This window comes from Streptomyces sp. NPDC041784, assembly GCF_055591025.1.
The window spans coordinates 82398-101098 of record NZ_JBVJAB010000027.1 but is presented as its reverse complement, the minus strand read 5'-3'; the positions used below and the strand labels follow the sequence as shown (position 1 = coordinate 101098).

The 18701-nt window shown below is 73.2% G+C and carries 19 protein-coding genes; 7 read left to right on the top strand and 12 right to left on the bottom strand.

Annotated features, from left to right (window positions below):
• Positions 1-30 precede the first annotated feature (30 nt).
• Both ACZ6D7_RS38030 and ACZ6D7_RS38025 read left to right on the top strand, forming a co-directional pair.
• Positions 31-588, top strand: coding sequence for an RNA polymerase sigma factor (locus ACZ6D7_RS38030; RefSeq protein WP_469500914.1), 558 nt, complete (start codon positions 31-33; stop codon positions 586-588).
• A gap of 25 nt (positions 589-613) precedes the next feature.
• Entirely contained in the window at positions 614-1696 is a 1083-nt protein-coding gene (locus ACZ6D7_RS38025) for a maleylpyruvate isomerase family mycothiol-dependent enzyme (RefSeq protein ID WP_469500889.1), read from the top strand.
• 12 nt (positions 1697-1708) lie between these two features.
• Here the strand turns inward: ACZ6D7_RS38025 and thpD are convergent, their stop codons facing one another.
• The 6 genes from thpD to ACZ6D7_RS37995 form a co-directional block, all read right to left on the bottom strand.
• The gene (gene thpD / locus ACZ6D7_RS38020) at positions 1709-2599 is read right to left on the bottom strand and encodes an ectoine hydroxylase (RefSeq protein ID WP_469500887.1); all 891 of its coding nucleotides are present in this window, start codon (positions 2597-2599) and stop codon (positions 1709-1711) included.
• 5 nt (positions 2600-2604) lie between these two features.
• A complete protein-coding gene (locus ACZ6D7_RS38015) occupies positions 2605-3009 on the bottom strand; it encodes an ectoine synthase (RefSeq protein ID WP_469500885.1) in 405 nt (134 codons plus the stop codon).
• Between the two features lie 14 nt (positions 3010-3023).
• Complete coding sequence (gene ectB, locus ACZ6D7_RS38010; protein WP_469500884.1) at positions 3024-4295, bottom strand: diaminobutyrate--2-oxoglutarate transaminase; 1272 nt, start codon at positions 4293-4295, stop codon at positions 3024-3026.
• A gap of 12 nt (positions 4296-4307) precedes the next feature.
• Entirely contained in the window at positions 4308-4823 is a 516-nt protein-coding gene (gene ectA, locus ACZ6D7_RS38005) for a diaminobutyrate acetyltransferase (RefSeq protein ID WP_469500883.1), read from the bottom strand.
• Between the two features lie 268 nt (positions 4824-5091).
• On the bottom strand, positions 5092-5619 hold the full coding sequence (locus ACZ6D7_RS38000) for a DinB family protein (RefSeq protein WP_469500881.1): 528 nt from the start codon (positions 5617-5619) through the stop codon (positions 5092-5094).
• A 501-nt stretch (positions 5620-6120) separates the two neighbouring features.
• The gene (locus tag ACZ6D7_RS37995; protein ID WP_469500912.1) at positions 6121-7221 is read right to left on the bottom strand and encodes a pyridoxal-phosphate-dependent aminotransferase family protein; all 1101 of its coding nucleotides are present in this window, start codon (positions 7219-7221) and stop codon (positions 6121-6123) included.
• A 175-nt stretch (positions 7222-7396) separates the two neighbouring features.
• Between ACZ6D7_RS37995 and ACZ6D7_RS37990 the strand changes: the two genes are divergently transcribed.
• From ACZ6D7_RS37990 to ACZ6D7_RS37970, 5 genes are all read left to right on the top strand, one after another.
• Entirely contained in the window at positions 7397-8266 is an 870-nt protein-coding gene (locus ACZ6D7_RS37990) for an ABC transporter substrate-binding protein (RefSeq protein ID WP_469500879.1), read from the top strand.
• Between the two features lie 4 nt (positions 8267-8270).
• The gene (locus tag ACZ6D7_RS37985) at positions 8271-9104 is read left to right on the top strand and encodes an amino acid ABC transporter permease (RefSeq protein ID WP_469500877.1); all 834 of its coding nucleotides are present in this window, start codon (positions 8271-8273) and stop codon (positions 9102-9104) included.
• The gene (locus ACZ6D7_RS37980; protein WP_469500876.1) at positions 9101-9895 is read left to right on the top strand and encodes an amino acid ABC transporter ATP-binding protein; all 795 of its coding nucleotides are present in this window, start codon (positions 9101-9103) and stop codon (positions 9893-9895) included. Before ACZ6D7_RS37985 ends, ACZ6D7_RS37980 begins: the two co-directional genes overlap by 4 nt.
• Before the next feature lie 10 nt (positions 9896-9905).
• The gene (locus ACZ6D7_RS37975; protein WP_469500875.1) at positions 9906-10997 is read left to right on the top strand and encodes an amidohydrolase family protein; all 1092 of its coding nucleotides are present in this window, start codon (positions 9906-9908) and stop codon (positions 10995-10997) included.
• A gap of 252 nt (positions 10998-11249) precedes the next feature.
• Entirely contained in the window at positions 11250-12218 is a 969-nt protein-coding gene (locus ACZ6D7_RS37970; RefSeq protein ID WP_469500910.1) for an SCO1860 family LAETG-anchored protein, read from the top strand.
• A gap of 129 nt (positions 12219-12347) precedes the next feature.
• On the opposite strand, the gene cobC is transcribed toward ACZ6D7_RS37970, so the two are convergent.
• Genes cobC through cobM form a run of 6 tightly spaced genes read right to left on the bottom strand, consistent with a single transcriptional unit; the run spans position 12348 to position 18665 of the window.
• Positions 12348-13427, bottom strand: a complete 1080-nt coding sequence (cobC, locus tag ACZ6D7_RS37965) for an Rv2231c family pyridoxal phosphate-dependent protein CobC (protein ID WP_469500874.1) — start codon at positions 13425-13427, stop codon at positions 12348-12350.
• Positions 13417-14343, bottom strand: coding sequence for a sirohydrochlorin chelatase (locus ACZ6D7_RS37960; RefSeq protein ID WP_469500872.1), 927 nt, complete (start codon positions 14341-14343; stop codon positions 13417-13419). The genes cobC and ACZ6D7_RS37960 overlap by 11 nt, the downstream gene beginning before the upstream one ends.
• On the bottom strand, positions 14340-14927 hold the full coding sequence (locus ACZ6D7_RS37955; RefSeq protein ID WP_469500871.1) for a precorrin-8X methylmutase: 588 nt from the start codon (positions 14925-14927) through the stop codon (positions 14340-14342). Before ACZ6D7_RS37955 ends, ACZ6D7_RS37960 begins: the two co-directional genes overlap by 4 nt.
• The gene (gene cobJ / locus ACZ6D7_RS37950) at positions 14924-16618 is read right to left on the bottom strand and encodes a precorrin-3B C(17)-methyltransferase (RefSeq protein ID WP_469500869.1); all 1695 of its coding nucleotides are present in this window, start codon (positions 16616-16618) and stop codon (positions 14924-14926) included. Before cobJ ends, ACZ6D7_RS37955 begins: the two co-directional genes overlap by 4 nt.
• On the bottom strand, positions 16615-17850 hold the full coding sequence (gene cbiE / locus ACZ6D7_RS37945) for a precorrin-6y C5,15-methyltransferase (decarboxylating) subunit CbiE (RefSeq protein WP_469500868.1): 1236 nt from the start codon (positions 17848-17850) through the stop codon (positions 16615-16617). The genes cobJ and cbiE overlap by 4 nt, the downstream gene beginning before the upstream one ends.
• Positions 17847-18665: a precorrin-4 C(11)-methyltransferase gene (gene cobM, locus ACZ6D7_RS37940; protein WP_469500866.1), complete on the bottom strand. Its 819-nt coding sequence runs from the start codon at positions 18663-18665 to the stop codon at positions 17847-17849. Before cobM ends, cbiE begins: the two co-directional genes overlap by 4 nt.
• Positions 18666-18701: the final 36 nt, after the last annotated feature.

The window sequence follows — 18701 nt, the reverse complement described above, 5'->3', positions numbered from 1 at the left end:
GCAGGCACGGGCCCGGCCACGGACGCGGAGCTGCACCGGCGGCTGGTCTACGGGGACGGGTCCGCGCTGGCCGAGGCCTACACCGCGTACGGCGCTCTGGTGCGCAGGGTCGCCCTGCGCGTCACCCGCAGCCCGGCCGCCGCCGAGGACGTCGCCCAGGAGGTTTTCGCCCACCTGTGGAGCAGGCCGTACGCCTTCGACGCGGGCCGGGGCACCCTGCGTACCTGGCTGTCGATGCTCGCCCACCGGCGGGCCGTGGACTGGGTGCGCGGCGAGGCGCGGCACCGCAAGGCCACCCGTGCCGACGACAGCGCCCTGCGCACCGTCCCGGACCCGGCGCCCGGCCCCGACGAGACGGTCGTCGACCGCGAACGCTCCCTGCTGCTGCGCACCGCGCTGGCCGAACTCCCCGAGCGGCAGCGGGAGGTGGTGCACCTCGCCTACTTCGCGGGCCGCACCTACCGGCAGGCCGCCGCGGAACTCGGCATCCCCGAGGGCACCGCCAAGACCCGGCTGCGCAGCGCCCTGCGTGCCTTGGCCGAATCTTTGGCCGACCCACCGGATCTCCCGGGCGAGACGGGCGCATGATGGCGATGAGAGGAGGCAGCACACGGTGACACCCGAACACGACTCCCTACGGGACCTCCTGGCCGCCTGGGCCCTGGACGCGGTGACCCCCGGCGAGGCGGCCACGGTGACGCACCACCTCACCGGCTGCCCGGAGTGCACGGCGGAGGCGGAACGACTGCGCGACGTCGTACGCCTCCTGGACGACCCGTCGGCCGAGGAGGCCGAGCCCGCCGAGCACGACGAGCACGCCGAGCCGGCCGGCCACGCCGAGCCGGGGTGGTCCGACGGCGACCTCCTCGACCCCCTCGCCGCCCTGTTCCAGGACCGTCACCCCCAGCGGCGGCCCCGCCCCGCCGCCACCCCGGTCGCCCCCCATGCCGCGCCCTACGCCGGGGCCGTCGCCGCGCTCGGGGCGCTGCTGCCCGAGGTGTACGGGCGGTGGGGTGTGCCGGTCGTGCACGACTGGGACGTGCACGCGACGCTGGCGCATCTCGTCGCGGCCGATGAGCAGCTGGCCCTCGCGCTCGGTCTCGACGCGCGGGTGCCGGCCTCGGCGGCCGAGGAGGGCGCGGGCTGGGAGGAGGTGTGGAACCGGCGCACGGCCGACGTCATCCGGCACGAGCGCCGCCGGTCGCCCGAGCGGACCCTGGATTCCTGGGAGACGCAGTCGGCCGCGCTGCTCGCCACACCCGAGGCCCGGGATCCCGAACGGGCCGCGCGGGCCGTGGAGCTGATGGGGCTGCGGCTGCCGGTCGCCGACCACTTCGCCGTCCGGGCCTTCGAGACCTGGATCCACACAGACGACATCGGCCGCGCCCTCGGCGTACGCGTCCCGCCACCGCCCGCCGCCCATCTGGCGCGGCTGGTCAGGCTGGCCGTACGCGTTCTCGGCGCCGCCCTGGGACCCGCGGCGGCGCCCGTCCGGTTCGCCGTCACCGATGTCGGCGAGTGGCTCCTCGGCTCCGACGCCGACCCCGTGCGCGCCGAACTCGTCCTGGACCCGGTCGACTTCTGCCTCCTGGCCGGCGGCCGGTACGACCCCGGCGAGGTACCGTGCGTGGGCACGGGCGACGCCGGGACCGTACGCGACGTCCTGGAGCGCACCGCCGCGCTGGCGTGGCTGTGAAGGTGACGCCGCTCAGCGCACCGGCGTGAAGTCCCGCGCGCCGATGAACTCCGGCCGCCGCACCGGCGCCGCGAACGGCTCCACCGCCGTGTTCTCCACGCTGTTGAACACGATGAAGACGTTGCTGCGCGGGAACGGTGTGATGTTGTCCCCGGAGCCGTGCATGCAGTTGCAGTCGAACCAGGTCGCCGACCCGGCCCGGCCGGTGAACAGCCGGATGCCGTACTCGCCGGCCAGCTCGGTCAGCGCCGCGTCCGACGGCGTGCCCGCGTCCTGCATCTGGAGCGACTTCTTGTAGTTGTCCTCCGGCGTGGCCCCGGCGCAGCCGAGGAACGTCCGGTGCGAGCCCGGCATGATCATCAGGCCGCCGTTGGTGTCGCGGTTCTCGGTCAGCGCGATCGACACGGACACCGTCCGCATGGCCGGCAGCCCGTCCTCCGCGTGCCAGGTCTCGAAGTCGGAGTGCCAGTAGAAGCCCCCGGCCCCGAAGCCCGGCTTGACGTTGATCCGCGACTGGTGGACGTACACGTCCGAGCCGAGGATCTGCCGGGCCCGCCCGACGACCCGCTCGTCGCGCACCAGCGCCGCGAAGACCGGACTGAGTTTGTGCACCTCGAACACGGACCGGATCTCCTGGGAGCGCGGCTCCACGATCGACCGCGGGTCGGCCCGGACCTGCGGGTCGGCGACCAGCCGCTCCAGTTCGCGCCGGCAGACGGTGACCTCGTCGTCGCTGATCAGCTGGTCGACGGTGAGGAAGCCGTCGCGCTCGTACGCCTGGAGACCGTCCAGCGGTATCGGGCCCGGGGTGCTGGGCGAGCCCCAGACGACGGGGTCCCGGCGGGGGACGGACACCTCGGTGGTGCCGCGGGTGGGATAGAGATCGGTGACGGTGGTGGTCATGACGGTCACACCTCCTCGGGTTCGGTGAGCAGGGGGTAGACGCCGTTCTCGTCGTGGTCCTCCCGCCCGGTCACCGGGGGGTTGAACACGCAGAGGCAGCGGAAGTCCTCCAGGACGCGCAGGGTGTGCCGCTCGTGCCCGTCGAGGAGGTACATGGTCCCGGGAGTGACTGGGTACGTCCTCCCGGTCTCGTGGTCGGTGAGATCGGCGGCTCCCTCGACACAGACCACGGCCTCGATGTGGTTCGCGTACCACATCGACGTCTCGGTGCCGGCGTACAGAATCGTTTCGTGCAGGGAGAACCCCACCCGCTCCCGGGCGAGCACGATCCGCTTGCTCTCCCAGGTGCCGGACGCGGCCCGCACATGGCGGTCGGTGCCCTCGATGTCCTTGAACGAACGGACGATCATGGCGCCCCTTTCTGTCAGACGGTCTCGCGGACGGCACGGGCGAGGACGCTCAGGCCCTCGTCCAGCTCCTCGGGGGTGACGGTCAGGGCCGGCAGCAGCTTGACGACCTCGCCCTGCGGGCCGGACGTCTCGATCAGCAGCCCGAGGTCGAAGGCCCGGCGGGCGACCCGCCCGGCCCGCTCCTTGTCGTGGAACTCCAGGCCCCACACCAGCCCCCGCCCGCGGTACTCCTTCACATCGGCGAGGTTCTCCTCGGTGATCGAGATCAGCCCCTCCTCGATCTGCTCGCCGCGCGCCCGGGTCTGCTTCTCCATCGCCGACCCGTCCGTCCAGTACGCCTCCAACGCGGCCGTGGCGGTGACGAACGCGGGGTTGTTGCCCCGGAAGGTGCCGTTGTGCTCGCCCGGCTCCCACACGTCCAGCTCCGGCCGGAACAGGCACAGGGACATGGGCAGTCCGTAGCCGCTGATGGACTTGGACACGGTGACGATGTCGGGGACGATCCCGGCCTCCTCGAAGGAGAAGAACGCGCCGGTGCGGCCGCAGCCCATCTGGATGTCGTCGACGATCAGCAGCATGTCCTGCCGTTCGCACAACTCCTTGAGGGCGCGCAGCCATTCGGGCCGGGCCACGTTGATCCCGCCCTCGCCCTGCACGGTCTCCACGATCACCGCGGCCGGCTTGTTGAGCCCGGACCCCTGGTCCTCCAGGAGCCGCTCGAACCACAGGAAGTCCGGGACCGTGCCGTCGAAGTAGTTGTCGAACGGCATGGGCGTGCCGTGGACGAGCGGGATGCCGGCGCCGGCCCGCTTGAAGGCGTTGCCGGTGACGGCGAGCGAGCCGAGGGACATGCCGTGGAAGGCGTTGGTGAAGGACACGATCGCCTCGCGCCCCTTGACCTTCCGGGCCAGCTTCAGCGCGGCCTCCACCGCGTTGGTCCCGGTCGGCCCCGGGAACATGACCTTGTACGGCAGATCGCGCGGCCGCAGCACCAGGTCCTGGAAGGTCCGCAGGAACGCCCGCTTGGCGACGGTCGACATGTCGAGCCCGTGGGTGACGCCGTCGCGCAGCAGATAGTCGATCAGCGCCCGTTTCAGTACGGGGTTGTTGTGGCCGTAGTTGAGTGATCCGGCACCGGAGAAGAAGTCGAGGTGGCGGTGGCCGTCCTCGTCGTACATGAGGCTGCCCTGCGCGCGGTCGAAGACGGCGGGCCAGGCGCGGCAGTAGCTGCGCACCTCGGATTCGAGGGTCTCGAAGACGCTGAGGTCGGGCTGGGTGATGGTCACGGGGATCGCTCCTCAACTCGAAGGGGTCGTCAACGGGCCGATGCGGTACAGGACTTCGGGGTCGTGCGGGCCGTCCGGGAACAGCCCCGCACCGAACAGGACCTCCCGGGTGACGGCCGCCCCGTGCCGGGCGGCGTACGAGGTGAACAGCCGCTCGGAGGCGGTGTTGCCCGGAGTGATGGTGGTCTCGACGGTGGTGAGCGGACGGTCGGCGGCGAGCCGCGCGGTCAGCCCGTCCAGCAGCGCGGCGGCCAGACCGCGGCCGCGGTGCGCGGCGTCGACGGCCACCTGCCAGACCAGCAGGGTGTGCGGGGCGTCCGGCCGTACGTACCCGGTGACGAATCCGACCGGTTCGCCGCCCTCCGTGCGCGCCACCGCCGAGGTGCCGGCGAAGTCGCGGCACCACAGCAGATAGCTGTAGGAGGAGTTCAGATCGAGCGTTCCGGATTCCTTGGCGATACGCCAGATGGCGGCTCCGTCCGCCACCGAAGGGAGGTCGATACGCAGGTCTGCTTGTGCGGCAGTCATGCGGATGGAACTTACCGAGCGAAATTCAATAACGCATGGAGAGGTGGTGGCGATGCTGTGTGGCAGGCGGGACAGGGTGAGGATATGTACGGTTTTGCACCGCACATAAGGTACATAACGCCCGGCCTGTGGAATGGATCACGTGCGTGCGATCGGCCCGAAAATCCCTGCGTTTAGCGAGGGGGAAAGCGGGCAGGAGAACTCGGGAAAGCTATCCGGCGTGATTCCATGGAAATTCCGGCGAGATAACTACCGGAATACCTTGAATTCAGGTGCCGGTCACCCCGTCGATACGCTCCCGGAGAATGTCGGCGTGGCCGTTGTGCCGGGCGTACTCCTCGATCAGATGGATGAGGATCCAGCGCAGGCTGACCTCGACACCGGTCAGCGCGCCGTCGGCGATCCGTCCGGTGTCGTCGAGCGAGCGCCCGGCGGTCAGCTCACGGCCGCGCGCGATCTCGTGCCGCCACACGGTCAGCGCCTCGTCCAGCCCCCGCCGGGCGTCGAGGGCGTATCCGGTCTCCTCCTCGAAGACCGGGGGCACGTCGAGCCGCGCGAACACCCGCTGGAACCAGTTCCGTTCGACCTCGGCGAGATGCTGGACCAGCCCGAGCAGCGTCAGTTCGGACGGCTCCGCCGCCGCCCGCCGCACCTGCCCGTCGTCCAGCCCCGCGCACTTCAGCTCCAGCGTGGCCCGGTGATAGGCCAGCCAACTCTCCAGCATGGGCCGCTCCGCACCGGTCAACCGGGGGATGGGCCGACCATCGGGCAGACTCTGCGGCACCTCGGCAGTCATACGAGAAGAATGACAGGCCCCTCACCCGGCCCCACCGAATTCAGCCCGAGGCAGACACCGGGGCCCGAGACTCCGGGAACACCCGGCGTCTCACCGACCGTCAGCTCCGTCCTGGGCCTCGGTGCCGGGATTCACCTGGCCCGCTGTCCTGTCGCCGGGGTTCTGGCGGACGGGCGGACGGGCGACCTGCCTTCGGGGCTGCCTCCGGGGACTGCCGCCGACGGGTGTCCTGCCGGTCGGGGTCCCGCCGACGGGTGTCCTGCCGCCCGGACTTCACCGACAGGCATCTCGTCGGCAGGCATCGCACCGGCAGGCGTCACGGCCCTGGTTCTTGCCGGCAGGTGTCTCCCTGTCCGGGCTGTTGCCGACGGGTGTCTCCCCGCTCGGGCCTTCCCCGCCGGGCGTCCCCGCCCGGCGTCTCGTCGGCCGGTGACGCGTCGTCCGGACTGTTCCTGAGCGGCGTCCCGCCGTCCTGCCGTCGGCGTCCTCGGCGCCCCGACGTCACCGCCAGGCGTTGGCCGCCGTCTCCAGGGCCTCCGGCAGGTTCGTGTTCAGGCCGTGGGCTGTGAGGGCCGTGGCCAGGGCGGTCAGGGTGTTGTGGATCGTGGTCGGGCGGGCGTCCGGGCCGTAGTGGTTGACGCGGATCATCTCCTTGGCCAGCGCGCCGCCGCCCGCGGCCAGCGGGAGCGTGGGGTCGGCCGCCAGGGCGTGGGCCACCAGGTCCGACGCCGCCACCGCCGACGGCGCCCGCAGGGTCGTGGCGACCGGCGCCGCGTCCCTCGCCTCGTGCACGTACGGCTCCAGACCGCCGCCCAGTGCCACCGCCCCCGCGCGGGTCGCCGCCGCGGCGGACGCGTGGCGGGCCATCACCGTCTCCAGCCCCTCCGTCTCGATCCGCTCGACGCACGCCTCCAGCGCCAGCATCTCCAACTGCGCCGGCGCGTGCAGCAGCGCCTTGCGGCCGCCGTCCACCCAGCGCTCCTTCCAGTCCAGCAGGGAGAGGTACGAGCGGCGCGGCGCCCTCGGGTTCGCGGCCATCCGGGCCCATGCCCGCCCGCTCACCGACACCGCCGACACGCCCGCGGGGCCGCCCATCGCCTTCTGCGCGCCGATGACGCACAGGTCCACGCCCCACGCGTCCGGCAGCACCGGCTCGGCCCCGACGGAGGCCACGGCGTCCAGATAGAACAGCGCCCCGTGCTCGCGCACGACCTCGCCGATCTCCGCGACCGGGTTGGTGTTCCCGGTGGCCGCCTCCGCGTGCACCAGGGAGACGAAGTCGATCTCCGGGTGCGCGGCGAACGCCTCCCGGATCTGCGTCGCCGTCACCGCCGTGTGGAAGGGCACCGTCAGGTCGATCACCGTGGCACCGCAGTCCCGCAGCCAGTCCCCGAAGGTCTGCCCGTAGGGGCCGGTGATGACGTTGAGGGCCGTCGTGCCGGGACCGGCGGTCGCCCGGATCGCGCCCTCCAGCGGCAGCAGCGCCTCACCCTGCATGATCACGACGTCCTGTCCGGTGCGCAGCAGCCGCGCCACGCGGTCCTCGATCGACGCGAAGTGCGCGGCGCTCAGCGGGGCCAGATCCAGGAACGGGTGTGTCACCACGGTGCTCTCTTCGACTCACGGGGTAGAGGTGACGAGAGTAACCGTCCCCCACCCCGCCCCTCCGACCGACGAGTTCTTAGGTCCACCGACTCCGCAGCCATCGGTTTGGTTTGAGAGCCTCAAACTTCTCCTTATAATCGGAACTCATAGTTCCCTTACAGGAAGGCCCGCCGTGAAGACGCTCCCCGGGCGACGGACCCGCATCCTGGCCGCAGGCACCGCCACGGCCGCTCTGATGCTCGTGGCCGCCTGCACCTCCAGCGACGACGGAGGCAGCGGCTCCAAGACCGCGGCCGGCGGGGTCGAGCTGGCCAAGGCCGGTCAGCTCACCACCTGCACCCACCTGCCCTACCCGCCCTTCCAGTCGGAGATCGACGGCAAGGTGCAGGGCTTCGACGTGTCCCTGATCGACCTGGTCGCCGAGGACCTCGGCGTGAAGCAGGTGATCCTCGACACCCCGTTCGAGAACTTCAAGACGGGCGCCTTCCTCAACTCCGGCGAGTGCGACGTGGCCGCTGCCGGTATGACCATCACCGAGGAGCGCAAGAAGAACGTCGACTTCTCCGACCCGTACTTCGAGGCCACCCAGGCCCTCCTGGTCGACCAGGGCAGCGGGATCACCTCGCTCGCCGACGCCAAGGCCAAGAAGGTCAAGCTGGGCGCCCAGGCGCAGACCACCGGCGAGGACTACGCCAAGGGACAGGGCTTCGACCCGGTCTCCTTCGAGTCCTCCGACGCGGTCCTCAACGGCCTGCGCTCCGGCCAGGTCAAGGCCGTGATCATCGACTACCCGGTGGTCCAGGGCTGGCTGAAGGACAAGGCCAACGCCGACGCCTTCGAGGTCGCCGACAACATCAACACCGGCGAGCAGTACGGCTTCACGGTGAAGAAGGGCAACAGCAAGCTCCTCGCCGCGATCGACAAGGCGCTGGCCGAGGCCAAGGCCGACGGCACGTACAAGGAGATCTACGAGAAGTGGATCGGCCCGTACGAGCAGTCCGCGGCCTCCCCGTCGGCGCCTGCCTCCCCGTCGGCCTCCTGACCCGATGACCGAGACGGACGTACCTCTCCAGCCGAAGAAGAAGGGCCTGACCCGGCGGCAGTGGCGCAGCCTCTCGCGTGGCGCGCAGTACGTGGTCTTCGTCGCGGTCGTGATCGCCGTCGCGGTCACGGCCGACTGGGGCCGGCTGAAGAACCAGTTCGCCCAGTGGGACATCGCCAAGGAGATGTTCCCGGACGTCATCACGCTGGCGCTCAAGAACACCGTGCTCTACACGCTGTCCGGCTTCGCCGTCGGACTCGTGCTCGGCATGGTGATCGCACTGATGCGGCTGTCGTCGGTGGGCCCCTACCGCTGGTTCGCCGGCGTCTACATCGAGATCTTCCGCGGCCTGCCCGCCCTGCTGATCTTCATCTTCATCGGCGTCGCCGTGCCGCTCGCCTTCCCCGGCACGGAGATCGTCGGCGGCACCTACGGCAAGGTCGCCCTCGCGCTCGGCCTGGTGGCGGCCGCGTACATGGCGGAGACCATCCGCGCGGGCATCCAGGCCGTCCCCAAGGGGCAGATGGAGGCGGCCCGTTCGCTGGGCTTCTCCCCGGCCCGCGCGATGGTCTCGATCATCATCCCGCAGGCGTTCCGGATCATCCTCCCGCCGCTCACCAACGAACTGGTCCTGCTGTTCAAGGACTCCTCGCTGGTGCTGTTCCTCGGCGTCACCCTGGAGGAACGCGAGCTGTCCAAGTACGGCCGTGACCTGGCCAGCCAGACCGCCAACTCCACGCCGATCCTGGTCGCCGGCCTGTGCTACCTGCTGGTGACCATCCCGCTCGGCTTCGTCGTACGCCGTATGGAGGCGAAGGCCCAGGAGGCCGTGAAATGAGCCGACCGGAGATCCAGGTCAAAGGCCTGCACAAGTCCTTCGGCGCCAACGAGGTGCTGCGCGGCATCGACCTGGAGATCGGCCAGGGCGAGGTCGTCTGTGTGATCGGCCCGTCCGGCTCGGGCAAGTCGACGCTGCTGCGGTGCGTGAACCTGCTGGAGGAGCCGACGAAGGGCCAGGTGTTCGTCGGCGGCACGGAGGTCACCGACCCGGACGTCGACATCGACGCCGTACGCCGCCGGATCGGCATGGTCTTCCAGCAGTTCAACCTCTTCCCGCACCTGTCGGTGACCGAGAACCTCACGCTGCCGCAGCGCCGGGTGCTGCGCCGGGGCAAGGCGCAGGCCGCGAAGGTCGCCGCCGAGAACCTGTCCCGCGTGGGTCTGGCGGAGAAGGCGGACGCCTACCCCGCCTCCCTCTCCGGCGGCCAGCAGCAGCGCGTCGCGATCGCCCGCGCGCTCGCCATGGGCCCCGAGGTGATGCTGTTCGACGAGCCGACCTCGGCGCTCGACCCGGAGCTGGTCGGCGATGTCCTCGCCGTCATGCGGATGCTCGCGAACGAGGGCATGACGATGATGGTCGTCACCCACGAGATGACCTTCGCCCGCGAGGTCGCCGACCGGGTCGTCTTCATGGACGGCGGTGTGATCGTCGAGGACGGCACCCCGGAGCAGGTCATCGGCCATCCGTCCCACGAACGCACCCGCCACTTCCTCTCCCGCCTCCTCGACCCGGCCATGGCCCAGGTCGAGGAGGAGACCTCCGACCAGGTCGGCGGCGCGGCTGACTAAGGTGCACTGCATGAGCGATCAGGCGGTGCTGCACGTGAAGGGCCGGGTCCTCGCCGGGCCCGACGACGTCCGTGACGAGCTGTGGGTCGTCGGCGGCCGGATCTCCTACGACCGTCCCGCCGGCGCCCGCGACGTGCGGACCGTGGAGGGCTGGGCGCTGCCCGGTCTCGTCGACGCCCACTGCCATGTCGGCCTGGGCGCACACGGCCCGGTCGACGCGGACGTCGCCGAGAAGCAGGCGCTGGCCGACCGCGAGGCCGGCACCCTGCTGATCCGCGACGCCGGCTCACCGTCGGACACCCGCTGGGTGGACGACCGCGACGACCTCCCGAAGATCATCCGCGCGGGCCGGCACATCGCCCGCACCCGCCGCTACATCCGCGGCTACGCCCACGAGATCGAGCCCGACGACCTGGTCGCGTACGTCGCCCGGGAGGCGCGGCGCGGCGACGGCTGGGTCAAGCTGGTCGGCGACTGGATCGACCGCGAGGTCGGCGACCTGGCCCCCAGCTGGCCCCGGGACGCCGTCGAGGCGGCCATCGCCGAGGCCCACCGCCTGGGCGCCCGGGTCACCGCGCACTGCTTCGCCGAGAACTCCCTGCGCGATCTCGTCGAGGCGGGCATCGACTGCATCGAGCACGCGACGGGCCTCACCGAGGACCTGATCCCGCTCTTCGCCGAGCGCGGCGTCGCGATCGTCCCGACCCTCGTCAACATCGCGACCTTCCCGCGGCTCGCCGACGGCGGCGAGGCCCGGTTCCCCCGCTGGTCGGCCCATATGCGCCGGCTCCACGAGCGCCGCTACGACACCGTCCGGTCCGCGTACGACGCCGGCATCCCGGTCTTCGTCGGCACGGACGCCGGCGGCACCCTCCCGCACGGCCTGGTGGCCGCCGAGGTCGCGGAGCTGGTCACCGCCGGCCTCCCGCCCGTTGACGCCCTCGCGGCGACCACCTGGACCGCCCGCGCCTGGCTCGGCCGCCCCGGCCTGGACGAGGGCGCCCCCGCGGACCTCGTCGTCTACGAGTCGGACCCCCGCACCGACGTCCGCGTCCTCGCGGCCCCCCGCAGGGTGGTGGTGAACGGACGGGTCATGGCCTGAGGCCACCGCCCCGCCGTGACGCCGGCCCGCCGTCGGTCGTTGTGCACCCCCGTTCGCGCGCCGGTGCGGCGGCCCTCGGGTCCCCGTATCGGGTGGGGTGGCGGTGAGGACGGGGAACACCCGTGCCGTGGGATTCGAAAGGGTTCACGGAAAACCCACTTTGGGGTGAAGTCCCGTCGGATCGCTGACCGTTCACTCGTGATGCGTAATTCTTTCCGGGTCCCAAGCATGTCTCTCTGGGGGTCCCACACCTTGAACGGCAACCACTTCCGCATGCCCGCACGCCGTCTCGCCTCCGTCGCGGCGGCCACCGCCCTGGCCGCCGGTCCCACGGCCCTGGCCTGTGCGGGTCCCGCCCACGCGACCTCCGACCAGGGGCGCGCGACCGCCGCCGTCCTGCGCACCGGCCTCGACGTGGCCCTGCTCGACAAGACCGTCGACGTCCCGCTCGCCGTCTCCCTCAACGAGGTGACCGCGCCGCGGAGCGCCGAGAAGACCGCCCTCACGGCGGAGGTGGACGGCGTCGCCGGCGGAAAGCCCTTCAGCGTCCTGCGCGCCGAGGTCGCCGAGGCGAAGGCGACCGTCGACGACACCCGGGCGGAGGCCTCCACCCGCCTCGTCCACGCCGAGCTGCACGTCCCGGGCCTGCCCCTGCTCTCCCTCGTCGAGGTCGGCACGGTCACCTCCAGGGCGACCTGCGAGGCGGGCGAGGCCCCGGTCGCCGAGTCCAACCTCCTCGGCTCGGTGACGGTCCTCGGCAAGAAGGTCTCGGTGAGCACCGGCGGCACCACCGACGTGAAGGTGCCCGGCGTCGGCGAGGTCCGGCTCGACCTGTCGAAGCGCGAGACCACCTCCCGTACGGCTGCCGCCACCGCTCTCGAACTCACCGTCTCCGTCAACCCGTTGAAGCTCAACGTCGCCGAGGTCACCGGCACCCTGACCCTCGCGAAGGCGACCTGCGAGGCTCCGCCGGCGCCCGGGAAGGAGACCGAGAAGGAGGCGGAAGCGGAGGCCGGGACCGAGGAGCAGACCGGGGCCGCCTCCGAGCGGAGCGGCGCGGATCCGGCCGCCGCCGACATCAGGCCGCAGGGAGCCCCGGCCGAGGCCGGGCTGGCCGAGACCGGTGCCGGCTCCATGACGCCGTACATCGCGGGCGGCGCGCTGGCCCTGCTGGCCGCCGGCGGGGGAGCGGTGGCCCTGGCCCGACGGAACCGCGGCTGACCGGAAGCGCGGCCGACCGGAAGCGCGCACTCGGGAGCAAGGCCCCGGCCATGCCCTGGCCCGCCGTGCCGACACGGCCCCGCTGCCGGTGCCGCTTCCCGGACGGCACCCGGGACCGGGTGCCACCGCTCAGCGGCTCGCCAGTGTCATCGCCCGGTCCAGCGCCTGGAGGAACGAGTTGACCGTCGCCCGGTCCCGCACCGCAATGCGCAGCCACTCTTCGTCCAGCCCCGGGAACGTGTCCCCGCGCCGCACCGCGAACCCCAGGTCGCGCAGGTGCCGGCGTACGGCGGCCGCCCATTCCAGCCGGATCAGCACGAAGGGGCCCTCCGCCGGTTCCGCGACCCGCAGCCCGTCCGGGGCGAACTCCCGCAGCCCGGCGACGAGATGCGCCCGGTCCGCGGCGGCCCGGTGCGCCGCGTGCGCCGCCTCCGCCAGCGCGCGCGGCGACACGCACGCCTCGGCCGCGGCCAGCGCCGGCGTGGACACCGGCCACAGCGGCTGCGCCCGCTCCAGCTCCGCGACCGTCTCCGGCGCGGCGAGCACGTACCCGATCCGCAGCCCCGCCAGCCCCCAGGTCTTCGTCAGGCTGCGCAGCACCACCAGACCGGGCACGTCCGTCCGCCCGGCGAGGGCCTCGCGCTCGCCCGGGACCGCGTCCATGAACGCCTCGTCGACCACCAGCGTCCGCCCGATCCGGGCCAGCCGGGCGATCGTCCCCGCCGGGTGCAGCACCGAGGTGGGGTTCGTCGGGTTGCCGATCACCACCAGGTCGGCGTCCTCCGGGACGGCCGCCGGATCCAGCCGGAAGCCGTCCTCGGCGCGCAGCACCACCCGGTCCACACTGTGCCCGGCGTCCCGCAGCGCCGCCTCCGGCTCGGTGAACTGCGGATGCACCACGACCGGCCGGCGCACCTTCAGCGCACGCGCGAGCAGCACGAACGCCTCCGCCGCGCCCGCCGTCAGCAGCACCCGCTCCACCGGCAGCCCGTGCCGCGCCGCCACCGCCGCCCGCGCGGCCCGCCCGTCCGGGTAGGCCGCGAGACCGGTCAGCGACGCGGTGAGGTGCTCGCGCAGCCAGCGCGGCGGCGTGTCCGCGCGGACGTTCACCGCGAGGTCGACCAGCGCGGCGCCGCCGTCCCGCATCTCGGCGTCCCCGTGGTGGCGCAGGTCGTGCGGGCCGGGCCCGTCGTGTCCGTCAGTGGGCATGGGTGTGCGCGTGCCCGTGGTGGTGGCCGTGGTGGTGGTGACCGTCGTCGTCCGGGTGGAAGTGCGGCTGCTGCGGCAGGCCCACCTTGTCCTCGAAGCCGGGCAGGGCGATCCGGTACACGCACGAGTCGCAGTTCATCCGCAGATCGCCCCCGAGGGCCTCCCGGTACCGCTCCATCACCAGGTCGAGCAGCTCCGGCTCGGGCCCGATGACGTCCGCCGAGCGTACCTCGACCTTTGGGTGCGCGGCCGCCCAGCCCTCGGTCTGCTGCCGCACCCGGTCCGGCAGGATGCCGGTGAACAGGAAGTACGGGAGCACGACGATCCGCTTCGCCCCCAGCTTCACACACCGGTCCAGGCCGCTCGGCACGTCCGGCGCGGCCAGCGACACGAACGCCGTCTCCACGCCCGCGTACCCGCGCCCCTCCCACAGCAGCCGGGCCGCCTTGTGGACCTCGGCGTTGGCGTCCGGGTCCGTCGACCCGCGCCCGACGAGCAGCACGGTGACGTCCGAGCGGTCCTCGGGGCTGCGCCCGGCGGAGCCCAGCGCCTCGTCGAGCCGCCGCTCCAGGACGGACAGCAGCGACGGGTGCGGGCCCAGCGGACGGCCGTAGGTGTACGAGATCCCCGGGTGCCGTTCCTTCTCGCGGGCCAGCGCCGCCGGGATGTCGCCCTTGGCGTGCCCGGCGGACACCAGCATCAGCGGCACGGCGGCGAACCGGCGCACCCCCCGCTCCACCAGCTCGGCGACGGCCTCGCCCAGCGGCGGCGGGGACAGCTCGATGAAGCCGCCCGCGACGGGCAGTTCGGGGTGGCGGCGGCCCAGCTCCCGGACGAAGTCGCGGAACGCCTCGGCTCCGGCGTCGTCCCGGGTGCCGTGGCCGGCGATGAGCAGGGCGGGCGGCGGGGTGGTCACGGTTTCTCCTCAGCGGGAACGGGGTGGTACAGCAGGGCGTTGAGCGCGGCGGCGGCGACCGCCGACCCGCCCTTCTCGGACACGTTGCTCACGGCCGGCAGCCCGCTCTCGCGGAGCGCCGCCTTCGACTCGGCCGCCCCGACGAAGCCGACGGGCAGCCCGACGACCAGCGCGGGGGAGGCGTCGAGGGTCAGCAGCTCCTCCAGGGCGGTCGGCGCACAGCCGATCACCCAGATCGCGCCGGGCCCTACCTGTTCGTACGCCAGCCGGATCGCGTGGGCCGAACGCGTCAGCCCCGGCCCGGACCCGGCGTCCTTGAGACGGCAGACGGTCTCCCGCCGGGTGATCCCGGCCGCGACCATCTCCACGTCCACGACGACGGGCGCCCCGGCGTGCAGCGCGCCGTGCGCCTTCACCAGATCGCCCTCGTCCATGACGAGATCGCTCGCGTACTCCAGGTCGGCGGCGGAGTGGATGACCCGCTCCACCACCGCCCGGGTCAGCGGCGGGAAGTGCGAGGTGTCCAGGCGGGCGCGCAGCCGCCGGAAGGACTCCTGCTCGATGGGGTGGACGACCCGGTTCACCGCTCCTCCTCCTGCGTGCTCTCCTGCCAGCGGTAGCCGCGCGGCGTCACCATGCGCCCGGCGATGTTCCGGGTCGCGGTGTTGCCGACGGTCACGACGGTCATCATGTCCACCGTCGCCGCGTCCAGCTCCGCGAGGCTCGTCACCCGCGCGGTGCCGTCCGGGCGCGAGGCGTTGCGGACGACCCCGACGGGCGTGGCCGGCTCCCGGTGCCCGGCGAGGATCGCCAGCGCCTTGGGCAGCTGCCAGTCACGGCCCCGGGAACGGGGGTTGTAGAAGGTGACCACGATGTCCGCCTCGGCCGCCGCCCGCACCCGCCGCTCGATGACCTCCCACGGCGTGTGCAGGTCGGACAGGCTGATGGACACGTGGTCGTGGCCGAGCGGCGCGCCGAGGATCGCGGCGGCCGCGAGAGCGGCGGTCACGCCCGGCACTCCGACCACGTCGATGTCGTCGGACGCCTCGGCGAGCGCGGGCGAGGCCATGGCGTACACCCCGGCGTCCCCGCTGCCGATCAGCGCCACCGCGTGCCCCCGGCGGGCCTCGGCGACGGCCGTGCGCGCCCGCTCCTCCTCGGCGCCGAGCCCCGACTCCAGGATCCGGGTGCCGGGCCGCAGCAGGTCGCGGATCTGGTCGACGTACTGGTCGAGGCCCACGAGCACCGAGGCGCGCCGCAGTTCGGCCTCGGCGCGCGGGGTGAGCAGGTCCCGGGCACCGGGCCCGAGTCCGACCACCGCGAGCCGCCCGCGCCCCGGCCGCCGGACGACCGCGCAGGTCGCCATGGCGGGCGCCCCGGCCGACTTCCGCTTGGGGACGAGGAGTTCACCCCCGCGCACCAGGGCCGCGGCCTCCGCCACCGAGGGCGTGCCGACGGCCGCGAGCGGCGCGTCGGAGGGGTTCGGCACCTCGACGGCGGCCAGCTCCTCGGCGGAGTACGTCACCACGGGCACCCCGAGCCGCGAGGCGGCCGTCACGATCCCGGGTTCGTCCGCCTTGGCGTCGACGGTGGCCAGCTCGGCGACGCTGAGAGCGGACAGCCCCGCGTCCCGCAGGGCGCCCTCGATCACGTCGAGCACCTCCTCGGCCGGCGCCCCCCTGGAGGCGCCCACGCCCACCACCAGCGACGGCGGCCGCAGCAGCACCTCGCGGTCGCCGGGCGCGACGGCCCGGTCCGTGAGCCGCACCCGGTACGCGCCGGCCTCCGCGAACGGCAGCGGCGGCAGCGGCCACGCCACCTCCGCGTCCAGCACGACCGGCTCCCCGTCCAGCAGCGCCCGGGTCACCCCGGCGACCTCGCCCTCGACCGGCAGGCCGAGGGTGTCGAGGCCGGGGATGCCGACGGCGTCCGTCGCCGTGGTCACCACCGGCGCGGCGCCCAGCAACCCGCCCACTTCCACGGCGAGTTCATTGGCGCCGCCACCGTGTCCGCCGACCAGCGACACGGCGAACCGCCCGCCCTCGTCGACACAGACCACACCCGGGTCGGACGCCTTGTCGCCGAGCAGCGGCGCGACGAGCCGGACCACGGCCCCCGTGGCCAGGAAGCACACGAGCTGCTCGCACTCCGCGAACGCCCGCCGCACGGCGTCCCCGACGGGACCTTCGTACACGCGCGTACGGTCCGGCCACGCCGCGGCCAGCCGGTCCCGCGCCACCGCCCCCGCCGAGGTGGCGGAAATGAGGCCGATCACTGGGCAACTCCTTCATGAGACACGGGGGTTCTGGTCCCCCACAGCAGGAACACGGGATTGGTCGCGGCGAGCCGGGTCACGTCCCCCGGCAGCGGCGCGAGCCGCGAGGACTGCAACAGCACGCCGTCCACGGCGAGTCCGGCATCGGCGAGCGCGGCCCGCGCCGCCGGAACCCGGTCCAGCGCGGCCATCGCCACGACGACGCTCCGCCGGGCCCGGCGCGCGCAGGCGCCCACGATCTCGGGCAGCTCCCGCCCGCCCCCGCCGACGAACACGGCGTCGGGATCGTCGAGCCCGGCCAACGCCCCGGGCGCCGTGCCGTGCACGACGTCCACACAGACGCCGTGCGCGCCGGCGTTGGCGCGGATCCGCTCCACCCCGTCCGCGGCCTTCTCGACCGCGCTCACGGCGGCCCCCAGCCGCGCGCACTCCACGGCCACCGACCCCGACCCGGAGCCCACGTCCCAGACCAGGTCGCCGGGGCGCGGCCCGAGCCGGGCCAGCGCCAGCGCCCGCACCTCGAACTTGGTGATCATCGAGTCGCGGTGCGCGAAGTCGCCCTCGTCCAGCGCCCACCCGGCGGGCCGGTCGCCGGGCCCGGCCAGCGTGCGTACGGGACCGAGCGGGCGCGCCTCGTCCAGGCACAGGACGACACTCACCGCCGTACCCCAGTCGCGCTCCGCGGCCTCGGCGGGGGAGACCCGCTCGACGCGCTCGCGCTCCGGGTCGCCCAGCGCCGACGCGACCACGAGCACCCGCGCGGACCGCCGCAGCGCCGCCCCGAGTTCGGCGGGGCCGGCGCCGGGCCCGGTCAGCACGGCGACCTTCGGATAGGCCCGGCAGACGTTGACGGCCGTCCGCGGATCCCGCCCGTGCGCGCTGACCACGACCGCGTCGTCCCAGGTCAGGCCCAGCCGGGCGAAGGCGGCGGCCACGGAGGAGACACTCGGCCGCACGTCCAGCCGGTGCGGTCCGAACCGCTCGGCCAGCGCCCTTACGATCCCGAAGAACCCCGGATCGCCCGACGCCAGCACCACCACCGGCCGGTCCTTCCCGTCGTACTCCCCGATGGCGTCGAGGGCGGGCGCCAGCGGCCCGAGCACGATCCGCTCGGCGGCCTCCGGCAGCCGTACGGCGTCCAGATGCCGGCGGCCGCCGACGACCAGTTCGGCGCCGGCCAGCTCGTCCGGGCCGGGCGGGTCCCCCGTCCCCGTACCGAAGACCGTGATCACGTACTGGCACCCCGCTCGCGCAGGGCCCGCCGGGCCTGGGGGTCGGCCTTGCGGTAGCCGTGGAAGTGGCCCGGGTGGTAGAGGTGCGAGCGGGTTCCGCTGGCGTCCAGCGCGGGGCCGACCAGGAAGAGGGTGTGCTTCCAGAGCTTGTGCTCCTTGACCGTCTCCTCCAGCGTGCCGATCGTGCACCGCACGACCAGCTCCTCCGGCCAGGTCGCCTGATAGGCGATCACGACCGGGGTGGCCGTCGGGTAGCCGCCCTCCAGCAGCTCCCGCACGAGCTGCCCGCTGCGGGCGGCCGACAGGAAGACCGCCATGGTCGTGCCGTGCTTGGCGAACTCCCGCACCTCCTCGCCGGGCGGCATCGGCGTCTTGCCGCCGCCCAGCCGGGTGAGGATCACGGACTGCGCGACCTCGGGGATGGTCAGCTCGCGCCCGGCGAGCGCCGCGACGGCGGAGAACGACGAGACTCCGGGCACGATCTCGGTCTCGACGCCCAGCTCCGTGCACCGGTCGAACTGCTCCTGCGTGCCGCCCCACAGGGCGGGGTCGCCGGAATGGATCCGGGCCACCTTCAAGCCGTCCCGACGGGCCCGCTCGTACACCGCCACGACGTCCTCCAGGGACATCGTCGCCGAGTCGAGGATCTCCGCGCCCTCGCGCGCGTGCTCGAGGACCTCCGCCTGGACCAGGCTCGCGGCCCAGATCACCACGTCCGCCTCGGCGATGGCGCGCGCGGCGCGGAACGTCAGCAGGTCGGCGGCGCCGGGGCCGGCACCGACGAAGGTCACCTTGCCGGTGGGGGCATCGGCCATGGGTTCAGGTCCTCTCATGTGTGCGGGAATGCGTGC

Bases quoted from the DNA above. Each gene is read 5' to 3' on its own strand.
- ACZ6D7_RS38015 (WP_469500885.1), bottom strand. From the start codon at position 3,009: ATGATCGTCCGTTCGTTCAAGGACATCGAGGGCACCGACCGCCATGTG.
- ACZ6D7_RS38000 (WP_469500881.1), bottom strand. From the start codon at position 5,619: ATGACTGCCGAGGTGCCGCAGAGTCTGCCCGATGGTCGGCCCATCCCC.
- cobC (WP_469500874.1), bottom strand. From the start codon at position 13,427: ATGCCCACTGACGGACACGACGGGCCCGGCCCGCACGACCTGCGCCAC.
- ACZ6D7_RS37975 (WP_469500875.1), top strand. From the start codon at position 9,906: ATGAGCGATCAGGCGGTGCTGCACGTGAAGGGCCGGGTCCTCGCCGGG.
- thpD (WP_469500887.1), bottom strand. From the start codon at position 2,599: ATGACCACCACCGTCACCGATCTCTATCCCACCCGCGGCACCACCGAG.
- ectA (WP_469500883.1), bottom strand. From the start codon at position 4,823: ATGACTGCCGCACAAGCAGACCTGCGTATCGACCTCCCTTCGGTGGCG.
- cobM (WP_469500866.1), bottom strand. From the start codon at position 18,665: ATGGCCGATGCCCCCACCGGCAAGGTGACCTTCGTCGGTGCCGGCCCC.
- ACZ6D7_RS37980 (WP_469500876.1), top strand. From the start codon at position 9,101: ATGAGCCGACCGGAGATCCAGGTCAAAGGCCTGCACAAGTCCTTCGGC.
- ACZ6D7_RS37985 (WP_469500877.1), top strand. From the start codon at position 8,271: ATGACCGAGACGGACGTACCTCTCCAGCCGAAGAAGAAGGGCCTGACC.